The following is a 26,947-nucleotide window of genomic DNA, read 5'->3' as shown; positions in this document are numbered from 1 at the left end:
CGGCGTGTCCCGCGCCACCCGCATCCCGCAACGCCGAAGGGCGCCGCCCCGTGTGGGACGACGCCCTCGGACTGCGGACACCCCTCGCGGAGGTCCGCCTTCACTGCATCGAAAGTTACCGCAAGCTGAGCCCCGAAGGGCATCGACTACTTGAGGGTGACGGTGGCGCCAGCTTCTTCGAGCTGAGCCTTCGCCTTCTCGGCGGTCTCCTTGTTGACACCCTCGAGCACGACGCCGGGGGCGTTGTCCACGACGGCCTTGGCCTCGCCGAGGCCGAGGCTCGTGAGGGCACGGACCTCCTTGATGACCTGGATCTTCTTGTCGCCGATGGACTCGAGAACGACGTCGAAGGAGTCCTTCTCTTCGACCTCTTCGACCGGAGCGGCCGGTCCGCCGGCAGCAGCGGCTGCAACGGGGGCGGCAGCGGTGACCTCGAAGACCTCTTCGAACTTCTTGACGAACTCGCTGAGCTCAATGAGCGTGAGCTCCTTGAATGCTTCGATGAGGTCGTCGCCTGAAAGCTTTGCCATGATGTTTCTCCTTGTTTTTCTCGTTGTATGCCGCGGTGTCTAACGTCCTTGCGGAGTTAGGACGCGGAATCCTGCTTCTCGCGCAGCGCGTCGACCGTGCGAACGGCCTTGGCGAGCGGAGCATTGAACATGTACGCCGCGCCGAACAGCGAGGCCTTGAAGGCGCCGGCAAGTTTGCCGAGCAGCACCTCTCGGGTCTCGAGATCCGCGAGCTTGATGACCTCTGCCGGGGTCAGGGGGTTACCGTCGAAGTAACCGCCCTTGATGACCAGCAGCGGGTTTGCCTTGGCGAAGTCGCGAAGACCCTTTGCAACGGTGACCGGGTCACCGTGCACGAACGCGATCGCGGACGGACCGACAAGGTCGTCATCAAACGACGAAATGCCAGCCGCGTTCGCGGCGATCTTGGTCAACGTGTTCTTCACCACGGAGTACGTGGCGTTCTCACTGAGAGTGGTGCGCAGCGTCTTCAGCTGAGCGACAGTGAGCCCGCGGTACTCGGTGAGCAGTACGGCGGTCGAGTCGCGGAACTTGTCCGTGAGCTCGGCAACCGAAGCTTCCTTGTTCGCCATGTGGCTCCTAGTAATGGATTTGTGGTGCGTGGTTGTGCGTTCCGGACCACCGGGCCGTGCCACGACAACAAAAAAGGCTCCGGCGCAAGCGCACGGAGCCAAACCAACATGGAGCTAAACCATGGAAGGAATTCTCAATACACCTGCGCTGGTCTTCGCTGTCGCGAACATTCGATCGGCGGCTGCGATTCTCTCGAATCGTCGCACGCCGATAACCGGCGGTCTTTGGCTGTGGATAACACTACGGGATGAAGGGGCCGCCGTGCAACACGGCCGCGAGCGGGAGCATCGCGACGCGTCAGCCGTCGAGGTCGCTGCCAGAACCGGCTGCGACCGGGGCCGGTGCGACGGGCGCGGATGGCGACGTTCGAGATCGCGACGTGGTCTTCGCGGCCGTACCCGGCTTCGCCGCTGTACTCGGCATCGCGGCCGTACTCGGCTTCGCCGCTGTACTCGGCCTCGGCTTCGCAGCCGCACGCTTCGGCTGAACCGTAGGCGCCGCGATCGGGTTCGCGGCCGGGACGGGATCGGAGTCCTCGACCGCAGCGTCCACCGTGGGCTCGACCACTACGGCTGGCGCGGCCGGTTCGGCAGGAGAACCAGAGTCAGCGCCATCGGCGACCGCGGCATCCCCGGACTCACCGCGGGCACGTCGGCGTCGGTCGGGCAGCAGCACGAATCCCGCGAGCAGCACCACCACGATGCCGAGCACGATGCCGGCCACCAGCAGACCCTGACTCGGTTCGCTCGCAGCCGGGGTCGGCGCATCGGCGAGGAGCTTCTTGCGGAACTCCGCGTTCGGCAGGGCGGAGGTGACGCCCGACTTGCCCGGCACAAGGGGTGTGATCGTTGTGCCGTCCGAGGCGAACCAGGCCTTCACCTGGTCGTCCCGCACGAGCAGGGCGCCCGCAGGAGCGGCGGCGAGAGCGGCCACGGTCGCACTGCCCGGCGCAAAGTCGGCGAGCTCCGGCTGGTCGCTGCCGGGGTTGATCCACACCGTCGCGAGGCCGAGCACGACGTCGCCCTTGGTGGAGACCGGCGCGACCCAGTTGTTGGTGAGTTCGGTGGGGGTCGTGGCGGCGCCCGATCGGAACGCCTTGGTGAACGCGAGCACTCGGCGCACCGTTCCGACCTTCGTCGTCGCGTCATAGGTGCTCGCCCCGTACAGGTCGGCGAGCCTCGGCACGAGACCGGTCGCGAAGTAGGACGCTACCTCCTCCGGAACCCGGGGTTCGTCGCTGGCCAGGGCGGTTTGCGCGCCGAAGCCCGCCATCGCGACGGCCAGGAGGGCGATCGCGATGGCGCGCCTATGCACAGTCACGCCTGGACATGGTTGCGCCAGGAGTGCTCGGGTTCGAACCCGAGCAGGCGACGAGCCTTGTCGATCGAGAGCATGGTCTCGGTTTCGCCGAGTTCCTTGGTCACCGTCACGGTCGGGAAGACCTCGGCGGCGAGCGAGGCGCTCGACCGGCTCATCGTCGTGTCGCTCGCGGCGATGATGAACGCCTCGAAGCCCGGGACGTTGCGCAGGAGGGCGCGTTCCACGGCCTGGGCGCCGTCCCGCGCGTCGATGTATCCCCAGAGGTTCCAGCTGCGCAGCCGGGCGTCCGCGTCATAGGACGGGAACGCCGCGTAGTCCGCGACATCCATCACGTTGGAGAATCGCAGACCGGTGATGCTGAGTTCAGGGTCCCAGCGAACGAGCTTGATCGCCAGCTGCTCCTCGAGGTGCTTGGTGAGGGAGTAGATCGACTCCGGGCGGGTGTCGTACTCCTCGTCCACCGGGATGTACGGCGGCGGGGTCTCGAAGGGGATGCCGAGCACGGTCTCGCTCGACGCGTAGACGATGTTCTTGATGCCGGCGCGACGCGCGGCCTGGAAGACGTTGAAGGTGGCCGACATGTTGTTGTGGAAGGTCTGCGAGTCCGGCAGGATCCCTCCGGCCGGTGCCGCCGCGAGGTGAACCACCGCATCGAGGCCGTCGTGACGGTCGTTGATGCCGAACAGCGCATCCACGGTCTGGCCGTAGTCGGTGAAGTCGACCTGCGTGAATCCGGGACCGCGAGCGCCGACGATGTCGAGGGCGATGACGAAGTGTCCAGACGTGCGGAGGCGCTCGACGACGGCCCGTCCCAGCTTTCCGGTGGCTCCCGTGACGGCGATTCTCATGGCGATTCCTAACAGTGGGGGAATTCCAGTCTGTCATCTTCGTCGTCCGGCGACGGGCAGCGGCGCGCTTAGACGGCCTGCTCGTCGAGGTCGGGTGCTGCGAGCGGCAGCTCGACCCGGAACACGGTGCGCCCGGGCTCGCTCTCCACGGTGACGATGCCGCGATGGCCCTCGATCACCGCGCTCACGATCGCGAGACCGAGTCCGGTGCTGCCCGCGGCGCGCGAACGGGAGCTGTCCCCGCGCGCGAACCTCTCGAAGAGAACCGGCAACAGGTCGCTCGGGATGCCGGGGCCGTCATCGGCGACGGTCAGCACCGCGCTGTCCCCTTCCACCGAGACCGAGACGACGACGCTCGTGCCGGCCGGGGTGTGAACGCGGGCGTTCGCGAGGAGGTTGGTGACGACCTGGTGCAGCCGCGCCGTGTCGCCGTCCACCATCACCGGCTCCTCCGGCAGGTCGAGCGACCACTCGTGGTCGGGGCCGGCGGCATGGGCGTCGCTCACGGCATCGATCAGCAGCCGGGACAGGTCGAGCGGTTCGCTCTCGAGGTCCCGGCCCTCGTCGAGACGGGCGAGGAGCAGGAGGTCTTCGACCAGGGATGTCATGCGGGTCGCCTCCGACTCGACCCGGCCGATCGAGTGCACGACGTCGTCGGGCAGGTCGTGGTTTCCCCGCCGGGTGAGCTCGGCGTAGCCGCGAATGGAGGCGAGCGGGGTGCGCAGCTCATGGCTCGCGTCCGCGACGAACTTGCGCACCTTGTTCTCGCTCGCCTGGCGGGCGGTGAGCGCGGACGCCACATGGCCGAGCATCTGGTTGATGGCGGCGCCGACCTGGCCGACCTCGGTGCGCGGGTCGGCATCCGATTCCGGCACCCGCACGGCGAGCGCGACCTCGCCGCGGTCGAGCGGAAGCTCGGCGACGTGGGTCGCGGTGGCGACGACCCGCTCGAGCGGGCGCAACGCGACGCGCACGATCCAGGCACCCAGGAGGGCGGCGACGAGCAGACCGAGGGAGGTCACGATCACGATGACCAGGGCGAGTTGAAGCACGGTGGCGGTCACCTCAGCGAGCGGGAGGGCGGTCACGACCCGCACGCCCCCGCTGTATTCGACGGCGACCGCGCGGTAGCTGCCGAGGGTGCCTCCGAGATCCACCGTGGTCGGGACGCCGGTGGACGGCACGTTCGCGAGAGGCTTGCTCTGCGCGGCGGTGAGCAGTTGGGGAGTGCCGCTCTGGTCCTTGCGCAGGGCGGATGCGGTGGAACCGGTCGCGATGGCGATGACGGTGTCCGGCGCCTGGCGGCCGAAGGTTTCGCGAAGACGCTCGTTCGAGAAGGTCTGGGTCGTGGAGTCGTCGGTCGGACCTCCTGGAGGCCCGAAGCCGTTCTGGGATCGTCCGTTCGCCTGGCTGAGCTGCTGGTCGAGCCTGCCGGTGAGGAAGCTCTGCAGCGCGACCACGCTCACCGCGCCGATCACGATCGCGACCGCCGCGAGCAGGCCGACCACGGCGAGAACGAGGCGCCGACGCAGCGACCACCGCGGGCGGGCGGTCGGCGGGGTCATCCTGCGGCCTTGATCAGGTATCCGACACCACGCACGGTGTGGATCATGGGGCTCTGGCCCGCGTCGATCTTCTTGCGCAGGTAGGAGATGTAGATCTCGACGATGCTGGAGCGTCCGCCGAAGTCGTAGCTCCACACCCGGTCGAGAATCTGCGCCTTGCTCATCACCCGGCGCGGGTTGCGCATGAGGAAGCGCAGCAGCTCGAACTCGGTGGCGGTGAGCTCGATCAGCCGACCGTCGCGACGCACCTCATAGCTCTCCTCGTCGAGGATGAGGTCACCGACCCGAAGGAGCGGGTCGGACGAGTCGGCGATGACGACCGTCGACCGGCGGATGAGCCCGCGCAGGCGGGCGACGAGCTCCTCGAGGCTGAACGGCTTGGTGACATAGTCGTCTCCCCCGGCGGTGAGCCCGGCGATGCGGTCGTCGAGGGCGTCCTTCGCGGTGAGGAAGAGGATGGGCGTGTCCTGCCCGTCGGCACGGAGACGCTTGAGCACCTGCAGCCCGTCGATGTCCGGCAGCATCACGTCGAGCACGACGACGTCCGGCTGGAACTCGCGGATCACGCTGATCGCCGTGCGCCCTTCGGCGGCCGTGCGCACCTCCCAGCCCTCGTAGCGCAGGGCCATGCTGAGCAGGTCACTCAGCGTCGGTTCATCGTCGACGACGACGACGCGTACGGGGGAGCCGTCTGCACGGCGAAGCCTGGGGCCGGCGCTCGGCGCGGCGGAAACGCTGTCTGTGGTCACTCCTCCCACTATGGCGAGTTTCCTATGAGAAACCTATGTTCCAGCCCTACCTCTCCTGAGACCTTCGGCGGCACTCGTCGGCAGAGAGAGATCTCTCGAGAGCTCTCAGACGCTCTGGCCTGACCCCCAGCCCATTCATAGGGGGTTCATAGCCACGACGGGCAGTTTTCGATCATGACCATTCGCAAACCGGTGGTGATCAATGTTTCGCTCGCCGTCGTCATCATCGGCGCGATCATCGGCGCCTACTTTCTCATCTTTCCGTCCTCGTCTTCCGGGTCGACGGGAACCCAGCTCACGACGACCGTGCAGCAGGGGGTGGTGAGCAACACCATCACCGCGAGCGGGACTGTCGCTCCGGTGAGTGAGGCCTCCGCCTCCTTCGGGGTGTCCGGCACGATCGCGACGGTCAATGTGGCACTCGGGCAGACGGTCGCAGCCGGCCAGGTCCTCGGCACCCTTCAGACTGCGAGCTTCCAGCAGACCGTGAACAACGACACGACCCTGCTCGCCCAGGCCCGCACCCAGCTTGTGAACGCGAAGGCGGCGCTCGCGGCCACCGAGGCGACACCAGCCAGTCCCAACACGACGGCCGCGCAGACCCTGTCGAGTCTCAACAGCGCCAAACAGCAGGTCGCCACGGCGCAGGACCAGGTCACGACGGCGTCGCAGACGCTCGCCAAGGATCAGTCGAACCTCGCGGCCACCACCCTCACCGCCCCGTCGGCCGGCCTCGTCGTCGGTCTGACCGGCGTGGTCGGCCAGAGCACGGGTTCCGGGTCGTCCAGTTCGTCGTCGGGCTCGGGATCGACGACGGGGTCGTCTTCCGCGTCGACCTCCGGTTCGGCCTTCGCGACCATCGCCGACGTCTCGGCCATGACCGTGAGCGCGAGCATCGCGGAGGCGGACATCGCCTCAGTCACCGTCGGCCAGAAGGCGGTGGTGACGTTCCCCGCCGTGCCCGGTGAGACGGCGGATGCCACGGTGACGGCGATCGCGCCCACCGCGACCAGCAGCAACTCGGTCGTCACCTACGCCACGACGATCACCCTGGCCAGCATCCCGACCGGGCTTCGCCTCGGCCAGACCGCGTCGGTGGCGATCACGACCAAGAGCTCGGCGGCCGACGCCCTCTACGTGCCGACCGCGGCGATCACCACGGCCAACGGGGTCTCGACCGTGAAGGTAGTCGGGGCCAACGGCAAGACGACCGTCACGACGGTGACCCTGGGAATCGTCGGCACGGTCGGCACCGAGATCAAGACCGGGCTGAAGGCGGGAGAGACGGTATCGCTGGGAGTGGTCACCCCCACGACGACGGGCACGGGCACCGGCACGGGCCGCACCGGCTTCGGAGGCGCTGGCTTCGGCAACCGCACCGGCGGCACCGGCGGATTCACCCCGAGGAACAACGGATGACCCCGCTCGAGCAGACCGGAGACACTCCGGTGCTGCAGCTCACCGACATCCACCAGGTCTACGGAACCGGCGACGCCGCCGTGCACGCCCTGCGCGGCATCACCCTCGAGATTGCGCAGGGCGACTACGTGGCCATCATGGGCCCGTCCGGTTCCGGCAAGTCCACTCTGATGAACCTCCTCGGCTGCCTCGACGTTGCCTCCTCCGGCACCTACCTTCTCGCCGGCAGCGACGTGAAGACGCTCGACGAGAACCAGCTGGCGCGCATCCGCAACCGGCAGGTCGGCTTCGTGTTCCAGTCCTTCAACCTCGTGCCGAGGATGTCGGCGCTCGGCAACGTCGAATTGCCCCTCGTCTACGCCAGGGTCCCCCGCGCCGAGCGCCGCACCCGTGCCCTCGACGCGCTTGACATGGTGGGTCTCGCCGACCGCGCGAACCATCAGCCGCAGGAGCTCTCCGGCGGCCAGCAGCAGCGCGTCGCGATCGCCAGGGCCCTCGTCGCCTCCCCCACCCTCGTGCTGGCCGACGAACCGACCGGCAACCTCGACAGCGCATCCACGGACGAGATCCTCGCCATGTTCGATCTGCTGGCCCGCGACGGCCGCACGATCGTGGTGATCACCCACGAAAAGCACGTGGCCGACCAGGCCCACCGGGTGATCACGCTCAGCGACGGGGTCATCGTCTCCGACCGCATCACGGCGAACACTCCGATGGCTGGCTCACGCTCATGAGCTTCGTCGAGATGATCCTGTCCGCCCTCCGCGGCATCAATGCCAACAAGCTCCGATCGGTCCTCACCCTCCTCGGCGTCATGATCGGCGTGGCCTCCGTCATCCTGCTGCTCGCGGTCGGCAACGGCTCCGCCCAGACCGTGAACTCAGCGATCTCGCAACTGGGCACGAACACCCTCACGGTGCGACCGACCGGAGGCGGAGGAGGAGCCCAGACCGCCGCGAGCACCGGATCGACGAAGCAGATCACGATGGCCGTCGGCCGGGAGATCCAGTCCGCGAAGCTCGGCCATGTGCGGGCGGTCATCCCCCAGGTCGCCGGCAGCCTCACCGTCGCCTCCACCACCGCCTCGGAGACCGCGATCTCGGTCATCGGCACGGTCCCCGCCTACTTCACCGTCGGCACGAACTCCGTCGCCACCGGATCGTCCTTCACCACCGAGGACGTGACCACTTCCGCGAAGGTCGCGGTGATCGGGCAGACCCTCGCCGCAGAGCTGTTCCCCACGGGCTCCGCGCTCGGCCAGCAGGTCACCGTGGGCGGGACCCCGCTCACCATCGTCGGCATCCTCGCCCAACAGGGAAGCATCGGCTTCAACGACCCCAACTCGGTGATCATCGCCCCGATCAGCCGCATCCAGGCGTCGTTCACCGGCTATGGCGCCGTCAGTTCGCTCACCATCGAGGCCACCAACTCGGATGCGGTCGCCGCGGCCCAGGGGGAGGTCGAGATCATGCTCAACCAACTTCTCGGCATCACCAACACCGCCGACGAGCCGTACACGATCATCAACCAGGGGTCACTCCTGCAGACCGCAGCCACCAGCGCGGCGAGCTTCACCGCGCTCCTCGGCGCGGTGGCGGCGATCAGCCTGCTCGTCGGCGGGATCGGGGTGACCAACGTCATGCTCGTCACGGTCACCGAGCGCACCAGGGAGATCGGAATCCGCAAGGCCCTCGGCGCCACCCGCGGGGCCATCCTCGGCCAGTTCCTCGCCGAGGCGGCGACCCTCACCCTGCTCGGCGGAGTGCTCGGCGTCGCCGTCGCTCTGATCGGCGCGCAGTTCCCGATCACGGGCACCCTGCCCGTGATCCTGCCGTTCTCCATCCCGCTCGCCCTCGGTGTCTCGGTGGCGATCGGCGTGTTCTTCGGCGTGTACCCGGCGGCCCGCGCGGCGGCGATGCGCCCCATCCAGGCGCTCCGGGCCATCTGACCAACATCCCGCACCACCAACAAACAGAAGAGAAGAACCCATGTCTGACACCTTCGACACCACCCCGGCACCGGCCTCGGCACCGCAGTCGTCCGTTCCCCAGCCCACCCCGCCGCCTGCCGGGCGCAAGTGGCTCACGCCGACTCTGGCCCTCGTCGCGACCCTCGCGGTCGGTCTCGCGGGCGGAGTGCTCATCGGGCACGCCACCGCCGCCTCCGCGCAGGCGAGCGGGCCCGCGGGCTTCACCCGCGGCCTGGGCGGCACCGGCGAAGGAACGGCTGGCGGTGCCGGCGGATTCGCCGGCGGCGGATTCACGGCCGGCACCATAGTGTCGGTCAGCGGCAACACGATCGTCGTGAAGACCCTGGACGGCACGGAGAAGACCGTGACCACCACCGGCAGCACCAAGGTGACCAAGACGTCCGCGGGCACTGTCGCCGACCTCAAGGCGGGCGAGACGGTCACGGTGGTCGGTCGGGCCGGATCGAACGGGGACGTCACCGCGACCTCCGTCGCCGAAGGCACGCTGCGACAGTTCGGCGGGCGACTCGGCGGCGCCGGTGCGCCGACCGCGGCTCCCGGCACGAACGGCTGACGCGGCCAACCCGCCGAACCCGGCGCGGTGGGAGACAGGCGCGGTGGGAGACAATGGTCAGGTGACCGTGATCCAGCCGACCCTCGACCTGTGGGACGAGCCGGCGCCCGATCACCGCGACCGCATCGTCGCCCGCTCTGCCGACCGCGTGGCGTGGCTGCGGGCGCGCAGCCGTGGCATCACCGCCACGGACGTCGCCCGGCTCTCCGGGCCGGCATCAGTGCAGGCCGTCGCCCTCGACAAGCTGCACGGCTCGAGCTTCGGCGGCAATGCCTACACCGATCACGGTCGGGCGCGCGAGCCGGAGATCGCCCGGTGGGTGCAGGACCGCTACGCGATTCGTCCGAGCGATGCGCTGTTCCACGCCGCGGGCCAGACCGACCACCTGGCGACCCCGGACGGCGTCGGGCTCGCGGCATCCGGCCTGCTCGAACTCGCCGAGATCAAGACGACGAAGTCGGCCTGGCGGTCCATCCCGCGCTCCTACCTCCGCCAGGTCTGGTGGCAGCAGTACGTGCTCGGCGCCGACCGCACCCTGGTGGTGTGGGAGCAGCACGATGACTTCGTGCCGACGAACCCGGAGCCGGAGTGCCGCTGGGTCGACCGCGACGACAACCAGATCTACCTGCTCGTGCAGCTCGCCAACCGAGTGCTCGACATCGTGGCGCGCGAGCGCACACGCGCCCGCTAAACCGGTTCGAGCGCGGCCGGGACCACCGCCGCCCGATCGTCACTCGGGCTCGCCACGGAGGCCCCGGTCGCCAGCCGTCGCGCGACCACGGCGGCGAAGATCACCAGCCAGCCGAGGGCGATCGTCGTCGCGGCGAGCTCGAGGCGGCTGCCGAACTCGGCCTCGAAGCGTGCAAGCGAGAAGATCCCGCCGGTGCCGGCGATCAACGCCACGGCGAGGCCCGCCGTCAGCGACAGCCTGGCGAGTGCCCGGTGACCGCGGGCGAAGGAGGTCTGCAGCATCGCCCAGCAGGCGGAGGCGAAGGCGAGCACCGCCACGATGGTGTGGATGAGGTCCTGCCAGGTGAAGGTGTCCCCCACCGGCAACGGGCACCCCTCGGTGCAGGTGACCTGCGAGGCGACGAAGAAGAATCCGCAACCGATCCAGAGCGAGACCGCCGGGGTCCACGCCCGCAGGACGGGAAATCGGGACCGGATGCCCCGTCCGGCGTAGGCGATGAGGCTCCCGCCGATCACGATCAGGAGGAGGGCAGACTGGAACCAGTGTGCCGTCGGTTCCCCCCGCGCGCCCAGCTCGCTGACGTAGAGGTCACGGTGGGCGCTCTGCCGGGCCACCCAGATGATCACGAGGGCCGCGGCGACGAGGCACGAGCCGACGAGCGTGCCGACGAGTTCGACGACGGCCCTTCGGGTACGACGGTGCAGGCTCATTAGTGAATCGTAGAGCCGAGGCATAGTTTGCTTCCAATTGACACCGCCGTAACACCGGCGAATCATTGGGCGGCTTTACTGTTGGTCATGACCACGATGCGAGCAATGGTGATCGCGACCACCGGGGGCCCTGGCAGTCTCACCCTCGCCGAGGTGCCCCTCCCCACGAAGCTGAACTCCGAGGTTCTCGTGAAGGTCATGGCGGCGGGGGTCAATCCCATCGACGCCAAGACGCGGGCCGGTGCCGGCGTGTCCGCCGGAATCACCAGCTTCCCGGTCATTCTCGGCTGCGACTTCAGCGGCGTGGTGGTGGAGTCGCCATACGAGGCGTTTCCTCTGAAACCGGGCGACGAGGTCTTCGGGATGGTGCCGGTGCCGCGGATGGCCGGCTGTTACGCGGAATTCGTGACCGTGCCCAGCCTCAGCGTCGCGCGCAAGCCCACGAGACTCTCGCACCTCGAGGCGGCCGGTGTACCCCTCGCGGCCCTCACAGCGTGGGGCGCGGTCGTCGACGTGGCCAAGGCGCATGAAGGCCAGCGCATCCTCATCCACGCCGGCGCGGGCGGTGTCGGCCACTTCGCCGTGCAGTTCGCCGCCTACTTCGGCGCCCATGTGATCGCGACCGGGTCGCCCCGCAACCTGGGCTGGCTGCGCGAACTCGGTGCCGCCGAGGTGATCGACTACACGATGACCCGCTTCGAGGAGGTGCTCTCCGGAGTCGACGTGGTGATCGACCTCATCGGCAACGTCCACGACGACACCGGCTCCCGGTCACTGCGTGTGCTTCGGTCGGGCGGCCTGCTCGTAAACGTGCCGAGCGGCAGCTGGCCGACGCTCGCCGCGGACGCCGCGGCCGTCGGTGTGCGCGCCACCACCTACCGGGTGGCGCCGGACGGCTCGACCCTCGCGGTGATCGGGCGGTTGCTCGAGGCCGGTGATGTGCACGTCACCCTCGACAGCGTCTTCGAGCTCACCGCCGCCGCGGACGCCCACACGGCGATCGAGTCCGGCCACGCGCGTGGAAAGATCGTGCTCGACCTCGGCAATCGCGCCTAGAGAGATCGTGCCTGGAGAGACCGCCACTGGCGGGCGGCACCCTCGGCGCCGAAGACCCGTTCGCGAGTGAAGTCGTCGTGCCACTCGTCGCCCACCAGAAAGCGCTTGGTGCCCACCACCGCGAAGCCGTGCTTCTCATAGAAACGGTTGGCGCGGCCGTTGTGCTGGTTCACGCCGAGCCACACCCCGGCGGCGCCGCTCGCCCCGGCCGCCTCGAGGGTCGCCTCCATGAGGGCGGATGCGACGCCCGCGCCATGCTCGCCGGCGAGCAGGTAGAACTTGCTCAATTCGATCGTGGGGCGCGCGGCGATGGCCGACGCGACATCCGGGTCCTTCGGCTCGCCGGCCACGAGCATCGTGTAGCCGACGAGGCGATCGTGTCGCACGGCCACCAGGAGCTCGCGGGCGGAGTCGGCGAGGTAGGACTCGAAGCGCTCGACCGAGAGAACGTCGCGCACGAACGCGTCGATGTCCTCCTGGCTGGTGCCGGGAGGGCAGGCGAGGGCGAACGTGGCCGCTGCGACCTCGTGAAGCTGGGCCGCGTCGGCCGCGACCGCCCGGCGAATCGAGTGCGGCATCGTTGTCCCCCTTCCGGATGCACGAAAGGGGCCGGCAGAAGCCGACCCCTTTCGCGTTGCTGCCTAGAGTACGTTCACGTCCAGCGGGATGCCGGGACCGAAGGTGGTCGTGACGGTGCCCTTCTGGATGTAGCGGCCCTTCGCGGAGCTCGGCTTGGAGCGCACGATCTCGTCGAGCGCGGACTTGATGTTCTCCTCGAGCTGCTCGGCCGTGAACGCGGCCTTGCCGACGATGAAGTGCACGTTGGAGTGCTTGTCCACGCGGAACTCGATCTTTCCGCCCTTGATCTCGTTGACGGCCTTCGCGACGTCCGGCGTCACCGTTCCGGTCTTCGGGTTCGGCATGAGGCCACGCGGGCCGAGCACCTTTCCGAGACGACCGACCTTGCCCATGAGCTCAGGGGTAGAGACGGCAGAGTCGAACGAGGTGTAGCCGGCGGCCACCTTCTCGATGAGCTCGTCGCCACCGACCTCGTCCGCGCCGGCCGCGATGGCGGCTTCGGCGGCGGGTCCGGTTGCGAACACGATGACGCGGGCGGTCTTACCCGTGCCGTGCGGCAGGATGACGGTTCCGCGAACCATCTGGTCGGCCTTGCGCGGGTCGACTCCGAGCTTCAGCGCGACCTCGACGGTCGAGTTGAAATTCTTGGAACCGGTCTCGCGGGCAATGCTGACCGCTTCGTTGGGGGTGTAGAACTTGCCGTCTTCGATCTTCTCGGCGGCGGCCCGGTAGGCCTTCGACTTCTTGGCCATTATGCGTCCACCGTAATTCCCATAGAGCGAGCGGTGCCCGCGATGATCTTCTCTGCGGCCTGAACGTCGTTGGCGTTGAGGTCGACCATCTTCTGCTCGGCGATCGAGCGGAGCTGGTCCTTCGACAGGCGTCCCACCTTGGTGGTGTGCGGGGTGCCGGATCCCTTGGCGACTCCGGCGGCCTTCTTGATGAGCTCCGCGGCGGGAGGCGTCTTCAGGACGAAGGTGAACGAGCGGTCCTCGTAGACGGTGATTTCCACCGGGATGACGTTGCCGCGCTGCGACTCGGTCGCGGCGTTGTACGCCTTGCAGAACTCCATGATGTTAACGCCGTGCTGTCCGAGCGCCGGCCCGATGGGCGGTGCTGGGTTGGCGGCGCCGGCCTGGATCTGAAGCTTAATCAGACCGGTGACCTTCTTCTTCGGTGCCATTTTTTTCCTTTTCTGTCGAACTGGCCCGTGTTGGCCAGCTCTCCCGACATCCGAACGGATGCGGTGCGGTCGCCCCCGAAGGGACAACCTGTTTAGCTTACGCGAAATGTCGGTGGTTGCCTATTGGATACCGGTATGGAGACGCTCGGCTTCTACTCGGATCAGGCCCGATCCGACGTGCGTGTCGACACGGCAATCGCGGCAGCGGAGTACGAACAGCACGCCGTGAACGCGCATCACGCGGCCACGTTGGTCGCCATCCATTCGGTGCTGGAAGAAGCCCGATTCAGTCCAGAGGTGTTCGTCGGCGATCACGCCTCACGATTCTCGAGGGAAGACGTCGAGTTCGCGGCGTATGTTGAATTCTCCGAGCGGGCCGCGATCGCCGACCTCGCCGTGCGGCTCGCGCTCTCGGAGAATACCGTGCGGTCGCACGAACACCAGGCCGTCACGATGATCAGCCGCACCCCCATCCTGTGGCAGAGGTTCCGCTGGGGCGATGTATCCCCCGCCAACGCCCGCACGGTGGCCGAACTTGCCGCGTCGCTTCCGGAGGGCGATAGGGCGGCATTCGCCGCGTTCGACGCCGCTGTCGTCGAGCATGCGACGCGGCTCGCCCCGGCCCGGTTCCGCGCCTACGCCCGCAAACTCCGCGAACAGATCGTCGCAGACACGGCGGTCGAGAGGCACCAGGCCGAAGCGTCCCTTCGCTGTGTCACCTTCGAGCCCGACCTCGAAGGCATGGCGTGGATCTCGGCCTACCTGCCGGCCGACGTCGCGACCGCCGCGATGGCGCTCCTCGACGCCGAAGCGCTCCGGCTGTCGGCGGTGCACGGCGAAACGCGCACTATGCCGCAACTCCGGGCCGACGTCTTCGGCGACATGATCACCGGAGCCGGCGGTGGTTCCGTGGCGATGCGGGTCGGCGTGCTCATCCCGATGCTCACGCTCCTGGGTCAAACCGAGTCGCCTGCATCCCTCGAGGGCTACGGCCCGATCGATGCGGAGACCGCCCGTCGCCTCGCCGGCGATGCGACCTCGATCTACCGAATCCTCACGGATCCCGTGACCGGCGCCATCCTCGACATCGATCAACCGACTAAGCACATTCCCGAGGGCCTCCGGCGCATGCGGCAACTCATCGACCAGACCTGCACTTTTCCCGGCTGCGGTAAACGCGCCATGAATTGCGACCTCGACCACACAATCGATCGACAATTCGGGGGCCAAACCACCCTCATGAACCTGTCGCACCTGTGCCGCAACCATCATCGCGACAAACACCAGACGAAGTGGACCATCACCCAGGATGCCGCCGGGCGCATCGAGTGGACCAGCCCCACCGGGTATGTCGCCGCGCCCGATCCTCCGCCGTTCTAGCACGTGGGTCAGGCTCACGAGTCCAGCGAGATGCGAATCGGGCCGACGGTCACGACAATGCGAGCATTTAGCCGAGGCGTCGCACGTGGCGAGTCTCCGGGAGATTGGCCGCCCCTCCGGCTTCGACGATCTTGTCAACTCCATCGGCAGCCCAGCCGTGCCGTTCGTAGAAGCGGATTGCTCGGTCATTCCCCCGGAGAACCCAAAGGTACGCCTCGGTCCACCCTCCGGAGCGGAGCTCGCGCTCCACGCGAGTGATGAGTGCGTGCCCTATCCGCGCAGACCAATGGTCGGGATGCACATAGAGGCCGGCCAACTCTCCAACCTGAGACCTCCCCTGATCGCGTCCGGGGCCGAATGTAGCCCAGCCCACGACTTGGCCATCGGACTCCGCGACGAGCATCCTGTGCGGTTCGCTCAGCGGGTCATCAGTTGGCTGTCCAGAAATTGACGATGCAATCCACCGGGACCAGCTGCGGGCGCGTTGGTCAACGTCAAGGGCGTCTAGAACACGTTGATCGATCAGGCCTGAGTAGGCGGCTTTCCACGAATCGACGTGGACGATGGCGACCTCTCGCGCGTCATCCAAATCCGCCCATCGAACCTCTGGATCAACCATGGGAATGGCTGGCAAAACTGGACGACGCGGCTGTGTTCATCTGCTTTCACTTCCCATCACCAGCACTTTGCGCGGCAGCCAATTTCAGGGGGCGTCCGAAATGCATCTCACCGGAATCGTAAGCCTGACCTACGTGCCAGAAAACAAAGAGCGCGGCCGCACCGAGTGTGACTCGGCGCGCCCGCGCTCCCGTGGCTGGCGTTATGTCAGCGACTACAGCTTGGTGACCTGGTCGAAGCTGAGCTCGACCGGGGTCTCGCGCTCGAAGAGCGAGACGAGCACGATGAGCTTGCCGCTCTCCGGCTTGATCTCGCTGATCGAACCGGGAAGCCCGGCGAACGAGCCTTCCTTGATCGTGATGGTCTCGCCGATCTCGAAGTCGACCTCTTGAGGGATCGAACGGCCCACGGCCTTGCCGCCCTTGGCCCCGGCCCTCACCGGCGCCTCGACGATCTGGACCAGACTCTTGAGCATCGAGAACGCCTCTTCGAAGCGCAGCGGGGTCGGGTTGTGCGAGTTGCCGACGAACCCGGTGACGCCCGGGGTGTGGCGAACAACGGACCAGCTGTCCTCGTTGAGGTCCATCCGCACGAGCACGTATCCGGGGATGCGCACTCGCGTGACGAGCTTGCGCTGGCCGTTCTTGATCTCGACGACGTCTTCCATCGGCACCTCGACCTGGAAGACGTAGTCCTCCATGGCCATCGACACCTTGCGGTTCTCGATGTTCTGCTTGACGCGCTTCTCGAACCCGGCGTAGGAGTGGATCACGTACCACTTGCCCGGCTTCGCCTTGAGCTCGGCGCGGAACTCCTCGTACGGATCGACGTCGGCGGGCTCGGCCTCGTCGACGCTTGCCTGCTCGGAGAGCTCGGACTCGATCTCCGCTTCGAAGGCGGCGTCGAACGGCACGACCTCGGCCTCCTCCGGCTCCACGAATCCGACCTCGTCCTCGGCGGCCTCGGCGGCGGCCTCGGCCTCGTCGGGAGAGTCGATGTCGAGGGCCTCGTCGATGATCGCGTCGGCCTCGGGGTCGACGGCGGCCTCGACGGCATCGAGGGCGGCGTTGAGGTCGAGCTCTACGCTGTCGATGTCGTCGTCCTCGTTCTCGTCGACGAGGTGCAGGGCCAGCTCCTCTGCGGACTCCACGGAGTCCTCATCGGCAGCGAGCTCGTTGCCCTCCTGCGCTTCGTCCTCCTCGGATGACTGCTCCGCGGCAGTCGCGAGGTCGATATCGTCGCGCTCTGTTCCAGACACTTGAATAATCCATTCCGTTTCTTGACTTGCGTTCCGGCGCTGTGCACCGATCACGTTCTGGGACCGCGCCGCTGATGAGCGGCGTCCCGGCAAGCGAGGCTTGCTACTTGTTGCTTCCGAACACGAAGTTGACCGCGAACGCAAAGACGATGTCGAGGCCGTACACCAGCGCCATCATGATGACCACGAAGACCAGCACGACTCCGGTGTAGCTCACGAGCTCCTTGCGGGTCGGGGTGACGACCTTCCGCAGCTCGTTGATCACCTGTCGGATGAAGAGGGCGAGTCGTCCGAATGGGCCACGGATCGTGCCGCGGTCCTTTCGGGCGTTCGCGACGATGTCCTCGCTGGGCTCGTCGATCACTTTTCTCGCCACGCTTACTACCTTCCAGAAACTGGTCTTGCGATCGAGGTGATCGCTAGTCCATCTGCCGAACCGTGCGTGCTTGCACGATCCGAGCTGCAGGGCGGACAGGACTTGAACCTGCAACCTGCGGTTTTGGAGACCGCTGCTCTACCAATTGAGCCACCGCCCTTCGGGGGAAAAACCACACACTCTCGCTCGCGTCGACGTGATGCTCGCACCCCAAATGGGCACACAAAAGTATGGCTGATTTCAACCACCTCAACCCAGTGTAGGTCACCCGTCTGGCAGCCGCAAAGCGAGGTCGGGCCCGGCGCCGACCGATCTGTCGAGGGGGAGGGGGCCGATGGAGAGTTGTTCGGAGCGGCCGGGACCGCCAGCATGGGACCATGACAACTCCCGAGCCGCATGTGCGAGTGCGCGACCTGCGAAAGACCTACGGCAATTTCGTCGCCCTCGACGGGGTGAGCTTCGATATCGAACGCGGGGAGACCTTCGCTCTTCTCGGCCCGAACGGCGCCGGCAAGTCGACAACGATCGAGATTCTGGAGGGCTACCGGGACCGCTCGAGCGGCGAGGCGAGTGTGCTCGGGGTCGACCCGCAGCACGGCGGACTCGACTGGAAGGCCCGACTCGGCATTGTGCTCCAGTCGAGCGGCGAGAGCGGGAATGTCACGGTGCGCGAACAGCTCGCGCACTTCGCCGGCTTCTATCCCCACCCGCGCGACGTCGACGAGGTGATCGCCGCCGTCGGTCTCACCGACAAGGCCAAGAGCAGGATCAAGTCCCTCTCCGGCGGACAACGGAGGCGCGTGGATGTCGCACTCGGCGTCGTTGGACGACCGGAACTGCTCTTCCTCGACGAGCCGACGACGGGTTTCGACCCGGAAGCAAGGCGCGAGTTCTGGGAACTCATCCGGTCCCTCAAGCGCGAGGGGACCACCATCCTGCTCACCACCCACTATCTCGACGAGGCGGCCCAGCTTGGCGACCGCGCCGGCGTGATCGCCGGGGGCACGCTCATCGACATCGGCACGATCGACGAGATCGGCGGGGCGGACTCCCGGATTCCCCTCGTGCGCTGGCGGGACGAGAACGGACAGCACGAGGAGCGGACGACCGAGCCCGCTTCCCTCGTTGCACGCCTCTTCGCCGCCACCGGCGGGGAGCCGGCGGGCCTCGAGGTTCGACGCCCCAGCCTCGAGGACGTCTACCTCGCCCTCGTCGCGGCCCACGGCACCAACGACAAGACCATGGATCAACTGGAGCACTCACTGTGACCACGACAACCGCCACCCCGAAGCTGCCAGCGGGCCGCACCGTGACCCTCGGCGCCAGCCGGGTCGCCTACGAGGTGAAGACCTACTTCCGCCAGGGCGACTCTGTGTTCTTCACCTTCCTGTTTCCGCTGATCTTCCTCACGATCTTCTCCGTGGCCTTCAGCGCCGCCAGCTTCGGAACGAACGCGAGTGGCGACAAGGTGACCGCCGCCGAGTTCTACCTCCCCGCCATGCTCGCGGCCGGCGTGCTTCTCAGCGGACTGCAGAACATGTCCATCGACATCGCCAACGAGAGGAGCGACGGCACCCTCAAACGACTCGGCGGCTCCCCGCTACCCGTGTTGAGCTATTTCATCGGAAAGATCGGACAGGTGGTCGTGACGGGCCTCCTGCAGTCGGGACTCCTGCTGCTGGTCGCTGCCGTCGCCTTCAGGGTGGAGCTGCCCACGGATCCGGCGAAGTGGCTCACCTTCGCCTGGGTCTTCCTGCTCGGCGTCTCCACCTGCGCCGTGCTCGGAATCGCGCTCAGCGCGCTTCCGCGCACGGGAAAGAGCGCGACGGCCGTGATCATCCCGATCACGCTGATCCTGCAGTTCATCTCTGGCGTGTACCTCAGCTTCTCGCAGCTGCCGGAGTGGCTTCAGAACTTCGCCAGCATCTTCCCGCTCAAGTGGCTGGCCCAGGGCATGCGCTCGGTGTTCCTGCCCGACTCGTTCAAGACGCTCGAGATGGGCGGCACCTGGAATCTGAGCGGGGTCGCCATCGTCACGGCGATCTGGCTCGTGGTGGGACTCGTCGCCTGCCGCCTCACGTTCCGCTGGATCCGCAAGGACTCCTGACCGGGAGTTGCGGGCTACTCGAACGCGCCGACGAAGACGGGCTCGGGCGCCAGGATCACGCCGAACGTCGAGAGCACGCGGGACTGGATGAACCTGGCGAGCTCCGCGATTTCGGTGGCGGTGGCCGCCCCCGTGTTGACGATCGCGAGGGTGTGCTTGCCCGAGACGGCCGCCCGCGAGCCGGGAAGGCGGAACCCGCGGGTGACCCCCGAGTGCTCGATGAGCCAGGCCGCGCTGAGCTTCACCCGGCGGTCGGCGGCGGAGCGGATGACCGGCACGTCGGCGGGGTCGAAGGTGTCGAGCGGCCGCACCATCGGAGTGGAGGAATCGGGGGAGACCGGCCAGCGTGGTGCGTCGAGGGGAAGGGTCCCGGCGAAACGCTCGCTCACGATGGGGTTGGTGAAGAAGGAACCGGCGCTCACAGAGTCGGGATCCGCGTCGTCCAGCAGCATGCCCTTGCTCGCGCGCAGGGCGAGCACCGCGGAGCGCACGTCGGCCAGCGGCACGCGGTCGCCCACCGAACGGCCGAGAGCCAGGGCAAGCTGCGAATAGCCGATCGGCTCGCTGAGCCCGCCCGGGGTCCGCGCCAGCTCGAGCTCGATCGCCACCACGACTCCCCGGCGACCGTTCTTGATGGCCGAACTCCGGTAGTGGAGGTCGAGCGCCGACGCCTCGACGCGGCCGAGCTCGCCGGTGACGTAGTCGAGGAAGTGGACGGCGACCAGGTGCGACGCGATCTCCTGCCCATAGGCCCCGATGTTCTGAATCGGCGCCGCCCCGCTCGAGCCCGGGATTCCGGAGAGCGCCTCGAGGCCGGCCAGCCCGTTCTCCACCGCGAACTGCACGAGCGCATCCCACGGCTCCCCCGCCTGCACACGCAGCCGAACCGCGTTGCCATTGCCCGGCAGAGCCTCGATGCCGCGGGTGACGACGCGGATCACGGTCCCGGCGAAGCCCTCGTCGGAGACGACGACGTTGGAGCCGCCGCCCAGCACGAACCAGTCTTCGCCGGAGGCCCAGACCTCGAGCGTCGCCGCGACGAGGGAGGCCTCGTCGGCGGGTGCGAGCACCTCGTCGGCCGGCCCGCCGACGCGCAGTGTCGTGAGGTCCCGCAGCTGCATCGTCACACCAGGCTCACGCGCACCTGTGCCTTGCCCAGCACAGTCTCGCCGCCGCAGGTCACCGTGAGGTCGATGCGCGCGACGGTGTTCTCCGTGTCCAGCGCGCCGACCTTCGCAACGACGTTGACCACTGCGCCCTCGGTCGCATCGACGAACACCGGACGCGTGAATCGCACCTGGTAGTCGACGATCCGACCAGGGTCACCCGCCCAGTCGACGACGGGCTGCACGGCGGCGCCCATCGTGAGCATCCCGTGGGCGAGCACGCCCGCGAGGCCGACCGACTGCGCGATGTCGTCGCGGTAGTGGATGGCGTTGAAGTCTCCCGAGGCGCCGGCGTAGCGCACGAGCGACTCACGGGTGATGGCGAATCCGGCCTCGGCCACGATCTGGCCGACCTCGAGTTCGGTAAAGAGCGGTGCACTCTCCTGGATCATGAGTCGCCCCTCACCACGAGGGTGGATGTCGCGGTGACCACGTGGGCACCTGCTGCGTCGACGATGCTGGACTCCGCCGTGACCATGGAGTGGCCGCCGAGCGACTTCACGCTGGCTATGGTCAGGGTCGCGGTGAGTTCGTCGCCCGCCACGATGGGCCGCGAGAAGCTGAACCGCTGCTCGCCGTGCACGACGCGGGCGAAATCGATCCCGGCATCCGGCTCGGCGAGAAGCTGACGCAGAGTGAGTTCCTGGACCACCACGGCGAAGGTCGGGGGCGCCACGAGGTCGGCATAGCCCGCCGCCCTCGCCGCCTCGACGTCGAAGTTGACCGGGCTGCTCGCGAGAACCGCCCGAGCAAACTCGCGGATCTTCTCCCGACCGACGAGGTACGGCGCTGTGGGCGGAAAGACACGCCCCTCGATCTCGGGGTTCACCGACACTCTGTAGTCCTTTGCACAGCAAGAGCTTAACGACAAAGCCCCGACCGCCATCACTGGCGACCGGGGCTTTGTCTAGTGGCTCTTACTGGCAGCTGTCACACTGCAGGTCGTCCATCGGGTCGACCGGTACTGCGTAGCCGCCGATGGAATCGTTGTCGTTGTCCATTTTCGGACCTCCCTAAGTCTGTTGTTTAGTAACCCCGGTTTGTCACCCCAAGGTCACCAGTTGTTAAGCCGGCGCCTTCGTGAGTCCTCACTATATAACCGGAATGACACTCTTGTCATTCCACAACATCTAGTGTTTTCGGCGTGTCGGGAAGTTTTTTTCCAGCCTACGATCCACCGCCGACATTAGCCGGATCCTGCCCAGAATCCGGCGCTCATCCGCACTCGTTCTCAACCCCCACTTCTGGGCCTTCCGTTACCAATTCGAGACTTTTCGCGGCCTCTCCACTACTCTTGCCGGATGTCGTCCATCGTTGCGAAGCTCGGGGCCATCACGGTCGCCGGTGCGCTCATCGCAACGACGGCGATCCCGGCCTATGCGAGCCTCGACGAGCAGGGCGCGCCGCGGCAACCGGTGTCGGCCGTGCAGTCGTTCGCGGTCGATGCGACCGTCGCCGTCGCGGCGCCCGCGCGGGACGGCTACGCCGTGACGATGCCGAGGCCGGTCACGCCGGTCGCCCCGGCGTCCGCGCCGGTGAAGACCAACCGCTACACGGGTGTCGCGCCACCGAACCAGGCCTACAGCGGAGCCGCATTGATCCACTACGCCGCGCAGTTCGTGGGGCTCGTGCCCTACGGATCGGGCAACAGCCCGACCACGAGCTTCTCCTGCGACGGGTACACCCAGTACGTCTTCGCCGGTTTCGGCATCAGCCTGCCGCGCGGAGCGGACCACCAGGCCAGGCTCGGGGTGCGGGTCGACCAGGCGAGCGCGGTCGCCGGGGACCTCGTCTACTGGCCCGGCCAGCACATCGGCATCTACGACGGCGCCGGCGGCATGTACAACTCGCCGGTCTGGGGCCGCTACGTCGAGCACGCGTCGAAGCTCTGGGGCAGCCCCCTCTTCATCCGCCTGCAGGTCTGACTCCCCACCTCGACGCACGATGGCCGTGCCCCCAGACCGGCCTCTGGGAGTCGTACGGCATCGTGCTGCGCTACATCAAACGGCTTAGGCCGACCGGAACCAGCCGCGCCCGAAATACTGCATCCGCCCCATGCGGCAGACCCCCCTTAGCGAGGAGTGTCGGAGTCAGGAAAGAACGGAGCACATCATGTTGGTGAACGAATACGCCTTCGAACACCTGGCCCTGGCCCACGAACGGCAGCTCGTCCGGGAGACGGAGTGGGTGCGGGTGCGGGAGGAGCGGCTCGCCGAGGAGCGCGCCGCCGAGCCGTCGCCCAATCGACCAGGGCCGTCGGTCGCCGGCTGGTTCGGCGCGCGCTGGCTCGGCGCGGTCTGGTCCGGTGCGGCCGGCCACCGCGCACGCTCCTGATGAGCGTGCCGGTCAGCACGGTCGCCCGCGATGTTTCCGCCGTCGGGGGCTCGTGGCACGATGGGAGCATGCGGTCGGGAAAGACGAGCGGTTCCCTCATCGGACGGGAGGGCGACCTCGACGCGCTGGTGAACGCCCTGCACGAGTCCGCGGCGGGCGACACCCGCACGGTGGTGATCGGCGGCGAGGCCGGCATCGGCAAGTCGCGCCTCATCGACGAGTTCGCCGCGACCGTGCCAGCCGCAACCGTGGTGGTGAAGGGCCAGTGCGTGGACCTGGACCGGGATGCCCCGCCCTACGCCCCGGTAACCGGAGCGCTTCGAGCGCTCTCCGCCACGATCGGCGCCGAGGCGCTGCTCGACGCAGCGGGGCCTTCGCGCGGCGCCCTCCTGCTTCTGCTGCCCGAACTGGGCGCCCGGGCCGCCCCGGCAACCGACCGGGTCGGCGAGACCACGGTGCGCGGCGGCGCCGAATTCCTCTACGACGGCGTGGCGGTCGCCCTCGAGAACGTCTCGCGAGAGCACCCCCTGGTGATCGTGATCGAGGATCTTCAGTGGGCCGACCAGGCCACCCTCGGCCTGGTGCGATTCCTCGTGCGGGTCGTCGAACACGGACGCATCCTCTTCGTACTCAGCTACCGCAGCGACGACCTCGTCCGCGGTCATCCGCTGCGCTCCTGGCTTCCGGAGCTCGACCGCACCCCGCGCGTCAGCCGCCGCGACCTCTCGCGCCTCACGAAACGGCAGGTGCGTCAGCTCGTCGGCGAGATTCTCGGCTCAGCGCCCCTCGCCCATGACGTCGATGTCGTGTTCGAGCGCACGGATGGTGTGCCCTTCCTCATCGAGGAGCTCGTCGACTTCGACGGTTACGTGAACGCGGACTGCTTCCCGGACACGCTCCGCGAGATCCTGCTCGCCCGATACGACACGCTCAGCGAGCCGACCCAGAAGATCCTTCGGCTGATGGCCGCCGGCGGCACCCGGGTCGAGCACAGCCTGCTCCTCGCCGTGCACGACCGGGACGCCGACGACATCGATCGCGCGGCGCGCGAGGCGGTTCTGGGCAACGTGATCGTGATCGACGAGACGTCATACGCCTTCCGTCACGCCCTCGTGCGAGACGCGATCCACGAAGAGCTGCTGCCCGGCGAGCGCGTGCGTTACCACTCGCAGTACGCCCGCGCCCTCGAGGCCGGGCTGAGCGCCGAGTGCATCCCGGCCACCGAGATCTCCTACCACTGGATGGCCGCTCACGACATGAAGTGCGCGTTCGGGGCCTCGATCACGGCGATGGCCCAAGCCCACCAGGCGTTCGCCTACGACACCGCGTCCCGCATGGGGGAACGCGCGCTCGAACTCTGGGACCAGGTGCCCGATGCCGAGGCCGTGGCCGGTCGCAGCCGCGTCGCTCTTCTCGCGGAGACCGCCCACGACCTGCGCAACGCAGGGGAGAGCGACCGTGCGATCTCCCTCGTGGACGAAGCGCTCGCCGACTCACCGCCCGACGACGTGGAGCGGATAGCCCGGCTGTTGCGGGACAAGGCCTCCTATCTGGCCAATGTCGGCCGCACCGGGTCGGTGGAGCTGCTTCGCCGGGCGCTCGCCGTGCTGCAGGGTGAACCGCCGAGTGTGCTGCGCGCCACGGTCCTGGGGGAGCTCGCGGCGCGTCTCATGCTCGACGCCCGATTCGACGAGTCCGTGGAGATCGCGGACGAGGCCTTCGACGAGGCCCGTGAGGTCGATTCCCGCGCCCGGATGTCGATCTCGGCCAACATCCGGGGCATGTCCCTCGTCGCCCGCGGCGAGATCGACCGCGGGCTGGCCGACCTCGAGCGGGCCGGAGAGCTCGCCGGGGGAGACGACTCCGCCCGCCTGCGGTACTTCGTGAACATGTCGGACGCGATGAACGGGCTCGGCCGCTTCGACGACGCCATCCGCATCTCGCTCGAGGGGTTCGAGGGGGCGCGGCGCCGCGGCGTGGAGCGGACCTCCGGGGCGTTGCTGCTGTCGAACACCATTGAGCCGCTCTTCGCCGGCGGCGACTTGGCACGCGCCGACGAGCTGCTCGAGCGCGCCCTCGAGCTCGATCCCCCGATCGGCTTCAGCGCCCACCTTCAGCGGCTGAAACTCTGGTCCACGCTCTGGGGCGGCGACATCGCCGCCGCCGAGGCGCTGTTGCGGGGCTGGCGCGCCCCGCTCAGCCTCCAACTGCAGATCGACGCCCAGTCGCGGCTGGGCCTCGCCCGGGTGGCCGGGGAGATCGCCCTCGCCGCCGGCAACCTGCCCGCGGCCTGGCTGGAGGTGCGCGGGGTGCTGTCGGCCGATCACCGCCGCGTCGCCGCGTACGACCTGCCGCTCCTGGCCGTCGCCGCCCGCGCCCTTGCCGGCGCGACCTCCTCCGGCACGCCGATCGCCACCGAGGACGGCGAAACCGACCCGGCACGCATCGAGGCACGTCTTCGCGCCGTGCTCGAGCCGTCATCCGCCTGGCCGACCGCCGCCGCCTACCTCGCCGTCTTCGATGCCGAGCTCGGCGGCGCGGCGCACACCGGCACCGATGCCGGCCTCTGGAGAACCGCGGTCCAGGCGAGCCGCTCGCCACTCGCCCAGGCCCAACTCTTGCCGTACTCCAGTCTCAGGCTCGCGGAGGCGCTCGCGGCCGACGGCGACCGCCCGGCTGCGCTGGGGCACGCGGAGGAGGCTCGCCGCCGGGCGACCGAGATCGGTGCCGGGCTGATCGTGGCCAGGGTCACGGAGCTGGAACGGCGCGTCGGACTTCCGGCATCCGGCTCGGCGAGCACGCCCACTCCGGGACTGGTTCCCGACAACCGGCGGTTGCTCACGGAGCGCGAGCGCCAGGTGCTCGACCTCGTCGAGCAGGGCCAGTCCAACCGCCAGGTGGCCCTGCAACTGTTCATCAGCGCGAAGACCGCGAGCGTCCACGTCTCGAGCATCCTGCGCAAGCTCGGCGCCACCTCCCGAACCGAGGCCGTGTTCCTCGCCCATCAGGGCGAGGCCCCCGAACTGACCCCCGCCGCGCGCTGACCCGCGTCAGAAGGCGGCGACGTCGCTTCGCGGCTCAGACTCCGGCCGCGGTGACCACGAAGTCGGTGGCGAACCCGGCGAACAGGCCGATCAGCATCCCCGCGTAGAGGCTGTAGCCGAGCCCGAACCTCCTCGCCACCCCGAGCAGCTGAACTATCACGTACAGGATCGAACCGCTCGCGAGGGCAAGGAACACCATCGAGACGACATCATTCACGAACACGCTTCCCAGCAGGGTGCCCACCACCGTCGGGACTCCCCCGATCACGCCGAGAATGGCCAACTGGCCCCAGGACGGCCGGAGTCCCTGACCGGAGAGCGGCGCCGTGATGCCGAATCCTTCGGTCGCGTTGTGCAAGCCGAATCCGATCACCAGCACGACGGCGAGGCTGATCTGACCGTTCGCGGCCGACTGGCCAATCGCGAGTCCCTCGGAGAAGTTGTGCAGGCCGATGCCCACGGCGATGAGGAAGGCGAGCCTGCTGGGCGCCTCACCGAGCCGCAGGATGCCCGGGGCGCTGCCCGAGACCGCCGCCAGGCTGCCGGCCTCGGCCCGCCGGGCCATCCAATGGTCGTAGGCGACGAGGCTCAGGAGGCCGACGGCGACCGACCCGAAGAAGACCAGCACGAGCCCGATCGAGGGCAGCCAGGATGCCGAGGTGCCGGCCGTGGCATCCGCGAGCGCCCCGTCGATGGGCTCGAGCGCGTGGGAGAACACGTCCCAGAGCAGGAACACGAGCACGCCGATGGTGATCGCGTTCAGCAGCGACATGAGACGCAGGGACTTCGACCGAAGCCGCCCGATGGGCAGGCCGAGGAAGATCGTGAAACCGGCGATCGCCCCGAGAATCAGGAAGTTGACGAGGCTCATGGTCAGCGTGCTCTTTCGACGCCAGCC

Annotated in this window: 29 protein-coding genes and 1 tRNA gene; 12 read left to right on the top strand and 18 right to left on the bottom strand. The window is 68.0% G+C overall.

Going from position 1 to position 26,947, the window contains the following annotated elements:
* Window positions 1–146 precede the first annotated feature (146 nt).
* The 6 genes from rplL to FVP33_RS02085 all read right to left on the bottom strand — a co-directional run bounded on the left by rplL (window position 147) and on the right by FVP33_RS02085 (window position 5,585).
* Entirely contained in the window at window positions 147–530 is a 384-nt protein-coding gene (rplL, locus tag FVP33_RS02110) for a 50S ribosomal protein L7/L12 (RefSeq protein WP_147781971.1), read from the bottom strand.
* A gap of 56 nt (window positions 531–586) precedes the next feature.
* A complete protein-coding gene (rplJ, locus tag FVP33_RS02105) occupies window positions 587–1,102 on the bottom strand; it encodes a 50S ribosomal protein L10 (protein WP_147781970.1) in 516 nt (171 codons plus the stop codon).
* Between the two features lie 298 nt (window positions 1,103–1,400).
* Window positions 1,401–2,423 carry a hypothetical protein gene (locus FVP33_RS02100; protein WP_147781969.1) on the bottom strand — a complete coding sequence of 341 codons (1,023 nt, stop codon included), beginning with the start codon at window positions 2,421–2,423 and terminating at the stop codon, window positions 1,401–1,403.
* Window positions 2,420–3,271, bottom strand: a complete 852-nt coding sequence (locus tag FVP33_RS02095; RefSeq protein WP_147781968.1) for an NAD-dependent epimerase/dehydratase family protein — start codon at window positions 3,269–3,271, stop codon at window positions 2,420–2,422. The genes FVP33_RS02100 and FVP33_RS02095 overlap by 4 nt, the downstream gene beginning before the upstream one ends.
* Before the next feature lie 68 nt (window positions 3,272–3,339).
* On the bottom strand, window positions 3,340–4,836 hold the full coding sequence (locus FVP33_RS02090; protein WP_147781967.1) for a sensor histidine kinase: 1,497 nt from the start codon (window positions 4,834–4,836) through the stop codon (window positions 3,340–3,342).
* A complete protein-coding gene (locus FVP33_RS02085) occupies window positions 4,833–5,585 on the bottom strand; it encodes a response regulator transcription factor (RefSeq protein WP_147781966.1) in 753 nt (250 codons plus the stop codon). The genes FVP33_RS02090 and FVP33_RS02085 overlap by 4 nt, the downstream gene beginning before the upstream one ends.
* Before the next feature lie 174 nt (window positions 5,586–5,759).
* On the opposite strand from FVP33_RS02085, the gene FVP33_RS02080 reads away from it, so the two are divergent.
* From FVP33_RS02080 to FVP33_RS02060, 5 genes are all read left to right on the top strand, one after another.
* On the top strand, window positions 5,760–7,004 hold the full coding sequence (locus FVP33_RS02080) for an efflux RND transporter periplasmic adaptor subunit (protein ID WP_147781965.1): 1,245 nt from the start codon (window positions 5,760–5,762) through the stop codon (window positions 7,002–7,004).
* A complete protein-coding gene (locus FVP33_RS02075; protein ID WP_147781964.1) occupies window positions 7,001–7,738 on the top strand; it encodes an ABC transporter ATP-binding protein in 738 nt (245 codons plus the stop codon). The genes FVP33_RS02080 and FVP33_RS02075 overlap by 4 nt, the downstream gene beginning before the upstream one ends.
* Entirely contained in the window at window positions 7,735–8,952 is a 1,218-nt protein-coding gene (locus tag FVP33_RS02070; RefSeq protein ID WP_147781963.1) for an ABC transporter permease, read from the top strand. The genes FVP33_RS02075 and FVP33_RS02070 overlap by 4 nt, the downstream gene beginning before the upstream one ends.
* 40 nt (window positions 8,953–8,992) lie before the next feature.
* Window positions 8,993–9,547: a DUF5666 domain-containing protein gene (locus tag FVP33_RS02065; RefSeq protein WP_147781962.1), complete on the top strand. Its 555-nt coding sequence runs from the start codon at window positions 8,993–8,995 to the stop codon at window positions 9,545–9,547.
* A gap of 61 nt (window positions 9,548–9,608) precedes the next feature.
* Window positions 9,609–10,238 (top strand): YqaJ viral recombinase family protein, encoded by a 630-nt coding sequence (locus tag FVP33_RS02060; protein ID WP_342779834.1) that lies wholly within the window; start codon window positions 9,609–9,611, stop codon window positions 10,236–10,238.
* Here FVP33_RS02060 and FVP33_RS02055 read toward each other — a convergent pair.
* Window positions 10,235–10,948, bottom strand: coding sequence for a DUF998 domain-containing protein (locus FVP33_RS02055; RefSeq protein ID WP_147781961.1), 714 nt, complete (start codon window positions 10,946–10,948; stop codon window positions 10,235–10,237). The genes FVP33_RS02060 and FVP33_RS02055 overlap by 4 nt on opposite strands.
* A gap of 87 nt (window positions 10,949–11,035) precedes the next feature.
* On the opposite strand from FVP33_RS02055, the gene FVP33_RS02050 reads away from it, so the two are divergent.
* A complete protein-coding gene (locus FVP33_RS02050; protein ID WP_425460924.1) occupies window positions 11,036–12,004 on the top strand; it encodes an NADP-dependent oxidoreductase in 969 nt (322 codons plus the stop codon).
* On the opposite strand, the gene FVP33_RS02045 is transcribed toward FVP33_RS02050, so the two are convergent.
* The 3 genes from FVP33_RS02045 to rplK form a co-directional block, all read right to left on the bottom strand.
* Window positions 12,001–12,582 carry a GNAT family N-acetyltransferase gene (locus FVP33_RS02045; RefSeq protein WP_147781960.1) on the bottom strand — a complete coding sequence of 194 codons (582 nt, stop codon included), beginning with the start codon at window positions 12,580–12,582 and terminating at the stop codon, window positions 12,001–12,003. The two genes, FVP33_RS02050 and FVP33_RS02045, sit on opposite strands and share 4 nt — an antisense overlap.
* A gap of 63 nt (window positions 12,583–12,645) precedes the next feature.
* Window positions 12,646–13,335, bottom strand: a complete 690-nt coding sequence (gene rplA, locus FVP33_RS02040; protein WP_147781959.1) for a 50S ribosomal protein L1 — start codon at window positions 13,333–13,335, stop codon at window positions 12,646–12,648.
* Window positions 13,335–13,766, bottom strand: coding sequence for a 50S ribosomal protein L11 (gene rplK, locus FVP33_RS02035; protein WP_147781958.1), 432 nt, complete (start codon window positions 13,764–13,766; stop codon window positions 13,335–13,337). Before rplK ends, rplA begins: the two co-directional genes overlap by 1 nt.
* Window positions 13,767–13,901: 135 nt before the next feature.
* Between rplK and FVP33_RS02030 the strand changes: the two genes are divergently transcribed.
* Window positions 13,902–15,146 carry an HNH endonuclease signature motif containing protein gene (locus FVP33_RS02030; RefSeq protein ID WP_147781957.1) on the top strand — a complete coding sequence of 415 codons (1,245 nt, stop codon included), beginning with the start codon at window positions 13,902–13,904 and terminating at the stop codon, window positions 15,144–15,146.
* A 67-nt stretch (window positions 15,147–15,213) separates the two neighbouring features.
* Here FVP33_RS02030 and FVP33_RS20060 read toward each other — a convergent pair whose 3' ends face one another.
* The 4 genes from FVP33_RS20060 to FVP33_RS02010 all read right to left on the bottom strand — a co-directional run bounded on the left by FVP33_RS20060 (window position 15,214) and on the right by FVP33_RS02010 (window position 17,558).
* On the bottom strand, window positions 15,214–15,765 hold the full coding sequence (locus tag FVP33_RS20060; protein ID WP_147781956.1) for a GNAT family N-acetyltransferase: 552 nt from the start codon (window positions 15,763–15,765) through the stop codon (window positions 15,214–15,216).
* A 213-nt stretch (window positions 15,766–15,978) separates the two neighbouring features.
* Window positions 15,979–17,022, bottom strand: a complete 1,044-nt coding sequence (nusG, locus tag FVP33_RS02020; protein WP_147781955.1) for a transcription termination/antitermination protein NusG — start codon at window positions 17,020–17,022, stop codon at window positions 15,979–15,981.
* A 103-nt stretch (window positions 17,023–17,125) separates the two neighbouring features.
* Window positions 17,126–17,398 carry a preprotein translocase subunit SecE gene (gene secE / locus FVP33_RS02015; protein ID WP_147781954.1) on the bottom strand — a complete coding sequence of 91 codons (273 nt, stop codon included), beginning with the start codon at window positions 17,396–17,398 and terminating at the stop codon, window positions 17,126–17,128.
* Window positions 17,399–17,485: 87 nt separating this feature from the next.
* Window positions 17,486–17,558 (bottom strand) — tRNA-Trp (locus FVP33_RS02010).
* A 217-nt stretch (window positions 17,559–17,775) separates the two neighbouring features.
* On the opposite strand from FVP33_RS02010, the gene FVP33_RS02005 reads away from it, so the two are divergent.
* Together FVP33_RS02005 and FVP33_RS02000 are read left to right on the top strand one after the other, a co-directional pair.
* On the top strand, window positions 17,776–18,666 hold the full coding sequence (locus FVP33_RS02005; RefSeq protein WP_147781953.1) for an ABC transporter ATP-binding protein: 891 nt from the start codon (window positions 17,776–17,778) through the stop codon (window positions 18,664–18,666).
* Window positions 18,663–19,505, top strand: a complete 843-nt coding sequence (locus tag FVP33_RS02000) for an ABC transporter permease (protein ID WP_147781952.1) — start codon at window positions 18,663–18,665, stop codon at window positions 19,503–19,505. The genes FVP33_RS02005 and FVP33_RS02000 overlap by 4 nt, the downstream gene beginning before the upstream one ends.
* A 14-nt stretch (window positions 19,506–19,519) precedes the next feature.
* Here the strand turns inward: FVP33_RS02000 and FVP33_RS01995 are convergent, their stop codons facing one another.
* The 3 genes from FVP33_RS01995 to FVP33_RS01985 are packed head-to-tail and all read right to left on the bottom strand — an operon-like array spanning window position 19,520 to window position 21,506.
* Complete coding sequence (locus FVP33_RS01995; RefSeq protein ID WP_147781951.1) at window positions 19,520–20,626, bottom strand: UDP-N-acetylmuramate dehydrogenase; 1,107 nt, start codon at window positions 20,624–20,626, stop codon at window positions 19,520–19,522.
* 2 nt (window positions 20,627–20,628) lie between these two features.
* Complete coding sequence (locus FVP33_RS01990; RefSeq protein ID WP_147781950.1) at window positions 20,629–21,063, bottom strand: MaoC family dehydratase; 435 nt, start codon at window positions 21,061–21,063, stop codon at window positions 20,629–20,631.
* The gene (locus FVP33_RS01985) at window positions 21,060–21,506 is read right to left on the bottom strand and encodes a MaoC family dehydratase N-terminal domain-containing protein (RefSeq protein WP_147781949.1); all 447 of its coding nucleotides are present in this window, start codon (window positions 21,504–21,506) and stop codon (window positions 21,060–21,062) included. Before FVP33_RS01985 ends, FVP33_RS01990 begins: the two co-directional genes overlap by 4 nt.
* Window positions 21,507–21,972: 466 nt before the next feature.
* Here FVP33_RS01985 and FVP33_RS01975 point away from each other — a divergent pair, with 466 nt between their 5' ends.
* From FVP33_RS01975 to FVP33_RS01965, 3 genes are all read left to right on the top strand, one after another.
* Window positions 21,973–22,596 (top strand): C40 family peptidase, encoded by a 624-nt coding sequence (locus tag FVP33_RS01975; protein WP_147781948.1) that lies wholly within the window; start codon window positions 21,973–21,975, stop codon window positions 22,594–22,596.
* A 187-nt stretch (window positions 22,597–22,783) separates the two neighbouring features.
* Window positions 22,784–23,005 (top strand): hypothetical protein, encoded by a 222-nt coding sequence (locus FVP33_RS01970; RefSeq protein ID WP_147781947.1) that lies wholly within the window; start codon window positions 22,784–22,786, stop codon window positions 23,003–23,005.
* Between the two features lie 68 nt (window positions 23,006–23,073).
* On the top strand, window positions 23,074–26,049 hold the full coding sequence (locus FVP33_RS01965) for a helix-turn-helix transcriptional regulator (RefSeq protein ID WP_147781946.1): 2,976 nt from the start codon (window positions 23,074–23,076) through the stop codon (window positions 26,047–26,049).
* A 34-nt stretch (window positions 26,050–26,083) separates the two neighbouring features.
* On the opposite strand, the gene FVP33_RS01960 is transcribed toward FVP33_RS01965, so the two are convergent.
* Window positions 26,084–26,920, bottom strand: coding sequence for a ZIP family metal transporter (locus FVP33_RS01960; protein ID WP_147781945.1), 837 nt, complete (start codon window positions 26,918–26,920; stop codon window positions 26,084–26,086).
* Window positions 26,921–26,947 lie beyond the last annotated feature (27 nt).

The organism is Lacisediminihabitans profunda, from assembly GCF_008040105.1.
Taxonomy (GTDB): domain Bacteria; phylum Actinomycetota; class Actinomycetes; order Actinomycetales; family Microbacteriaceae; genus Lacisediminihabitans; species Lacisediminihabitans profunda.
Note: the sequence above shows the minus strand (reverse complement) of the source record. Positions and strands in the feature narration are given on the sequence as shown.

What these genes read in the sequence shown, in the direction of transcription:
- FVP33_RS02030 (WP_147781957.1), top strand. Translation starts at nt 13,902, where the DNA reads ATGGAGACGCTCGGCTTCTACTCGGATCAGGCCCGATCCGACGTGCGT.
- FVP33_RS02090 (WP_147781967.1), bottom strand. Translation starts at nt 4,836, where the DNA reads ATGACCCCGCCGACCGCCCGCCCGCGGTGGTCGCTGCGTCGGCGCCTC.
- FVP33_RS02045 (WP_147781960.1), bottom strand. Translation starts at nt 12,582, where the DNA reads ATGCCGCACTCGATTCGCCGGGCGGTCGCGGCCGACGCGGCCCAGCTT.
- FVP33_RS02070 (WP_147781963.1), top strand. Translation starts at nt 7,735, where the DNA reads ATGAGCTTCGTCGAGATGATCCTGTCCGCCCTCCGCGGCATCAATGCC.
- FVP33_RS20060 (WP_147781956.1), bottom strand. Translation starts at nt 15,765, where the DNA reads ATGGTTGATCCAGAGGTTCGATGGGCGGATTTGGATGACGCGCGAGAG.
- FVP33_RS01965 (WP_147781946.1), top strand. Translation starts at nt 23,074, where the DNA reads ATGCGGTCGGGAAAGACGAGCGGTTCCCTCATCGGACGGGAGGGCGAC.
- FVP33_RS01990 (WP_147781950.1), bottom strand. Translation starts at nt 21,063, where the DNA reads ATGATCCAGGAGAGTGCACCGCTCTTTACCGAACTCGAGGTCGGCCAG.
- FVP33_RS02055 (WP_147781961.1), bottom strand. Translation starts at nt 10,948, where the DNA reads ATGAGCCTGCACCGTCGTACCCGAAGGGCCGTCGTCGAACTCGTCGGC.
- FVP33_RS02095 (WP_147781968.1), bottom strand. Translation starts at nt 3,271, where the DNA reads ATGAGAATCGCCGTCACGGGAGCCACCGGAAAGCTGGGACGGGCCGTC.
- FVP33_RS02050 (WP_425460924.1), top strand. Translation starts at nt 11,036, where the DNA reads ATGACCACGATGCGAGCAATGGTGATCGCGACCACCGGGGGCCCTGGC.
- FVP33_RS01975 (WP_147781948.1), top strand. Translation starts at nt 21,973, where the DNA reads ATGTCGTCCATCGTTGCGAAGCTCGGGGCCATCACGGTCGCCGGTGCG.
- FVP33_RS01970 (WP_147781947.1), top strand. Translation starts at nt 22,784, where the DNA reads ATGTTGGTGAACGAATACGCCTTCGAACACCTGGCCCTGGCCCACGAA.
- rplJ (WP_147781970.1), bottom strand. Translation starts at nt 1,102, where the DNA reads ATGGCGAACAAGGAAGCTTCGGTTGCCGAGCTCACGGACAAGTTCCGC.
- FVP33_RS02005 (WP_147781953.1), top strand. Translation starts at nt 17,776, where the DNA reads ATGACAACTCCCGAGCCGCATGTGCGAGTGCGCGACCTGCGAAAGACC.
- FVP33_RS02065 (WP_147781962.1), top strand. Translation starts at nt 8,993, where the DNA reads ATGTCTGACACCTTCGACACCACCCCGGCACCGGCCTCGGCACCGCAG.
- FVP33_RS01995 (WP_147781951.1), bottom strand. Translation starts at nt 20,626, where the DNA reads ATGCAGCTGCGGGACCTCACGACACTGCGCGTCGGCGGGCCGGCCGAC.
- rplA (WP_147781959.1), bottom strand. Translation starts at nt 13,335, where the DNA reads ATGGCCAAGAAGTCGAAGGCCTACCGGGCCGCCGCCGAGAAGATCGAA.
- FVP33_RS02075 (WP_147781964.1), top strand. Translation starts at nt 7,001, where the DNA reads ATGACCCCGCTCGAGCAGACCGGAGACACTCCGGTGCTGCAGCTCACC.
- rplL (WP_147781971.1), bottom strand. Translation starts at nt 530, where the DNA reads ATGGCAAAGCTTTCAGGCGACGACCTCATCGAAGCATTCAAGGAGCTC.
- rplK (WP_147781958.1), bottom strand. Translation starts at nt 13,766, where the DNA reads ATGGCACCGAAGAAGAAGGTCACCGGTCTGATTAAGCTTCAGATCCAG.
- FVP33_RS01960 (WP_147781945.1), bottom strand. Translation starts at nt 26,920, where the DNA reads ATGAGCCTCGTCAACTTCCTGATTCTCGGGGCGATCGCCGGTTTCACG.
- FVP33_RS02080 (WP_147781965.1), top strand. Translation starts at nt 5,760, where the DNA reads ATGACCATTCGCAAACCGGTGGTGATCAATGTTTCGCTCGCCGTCGTC.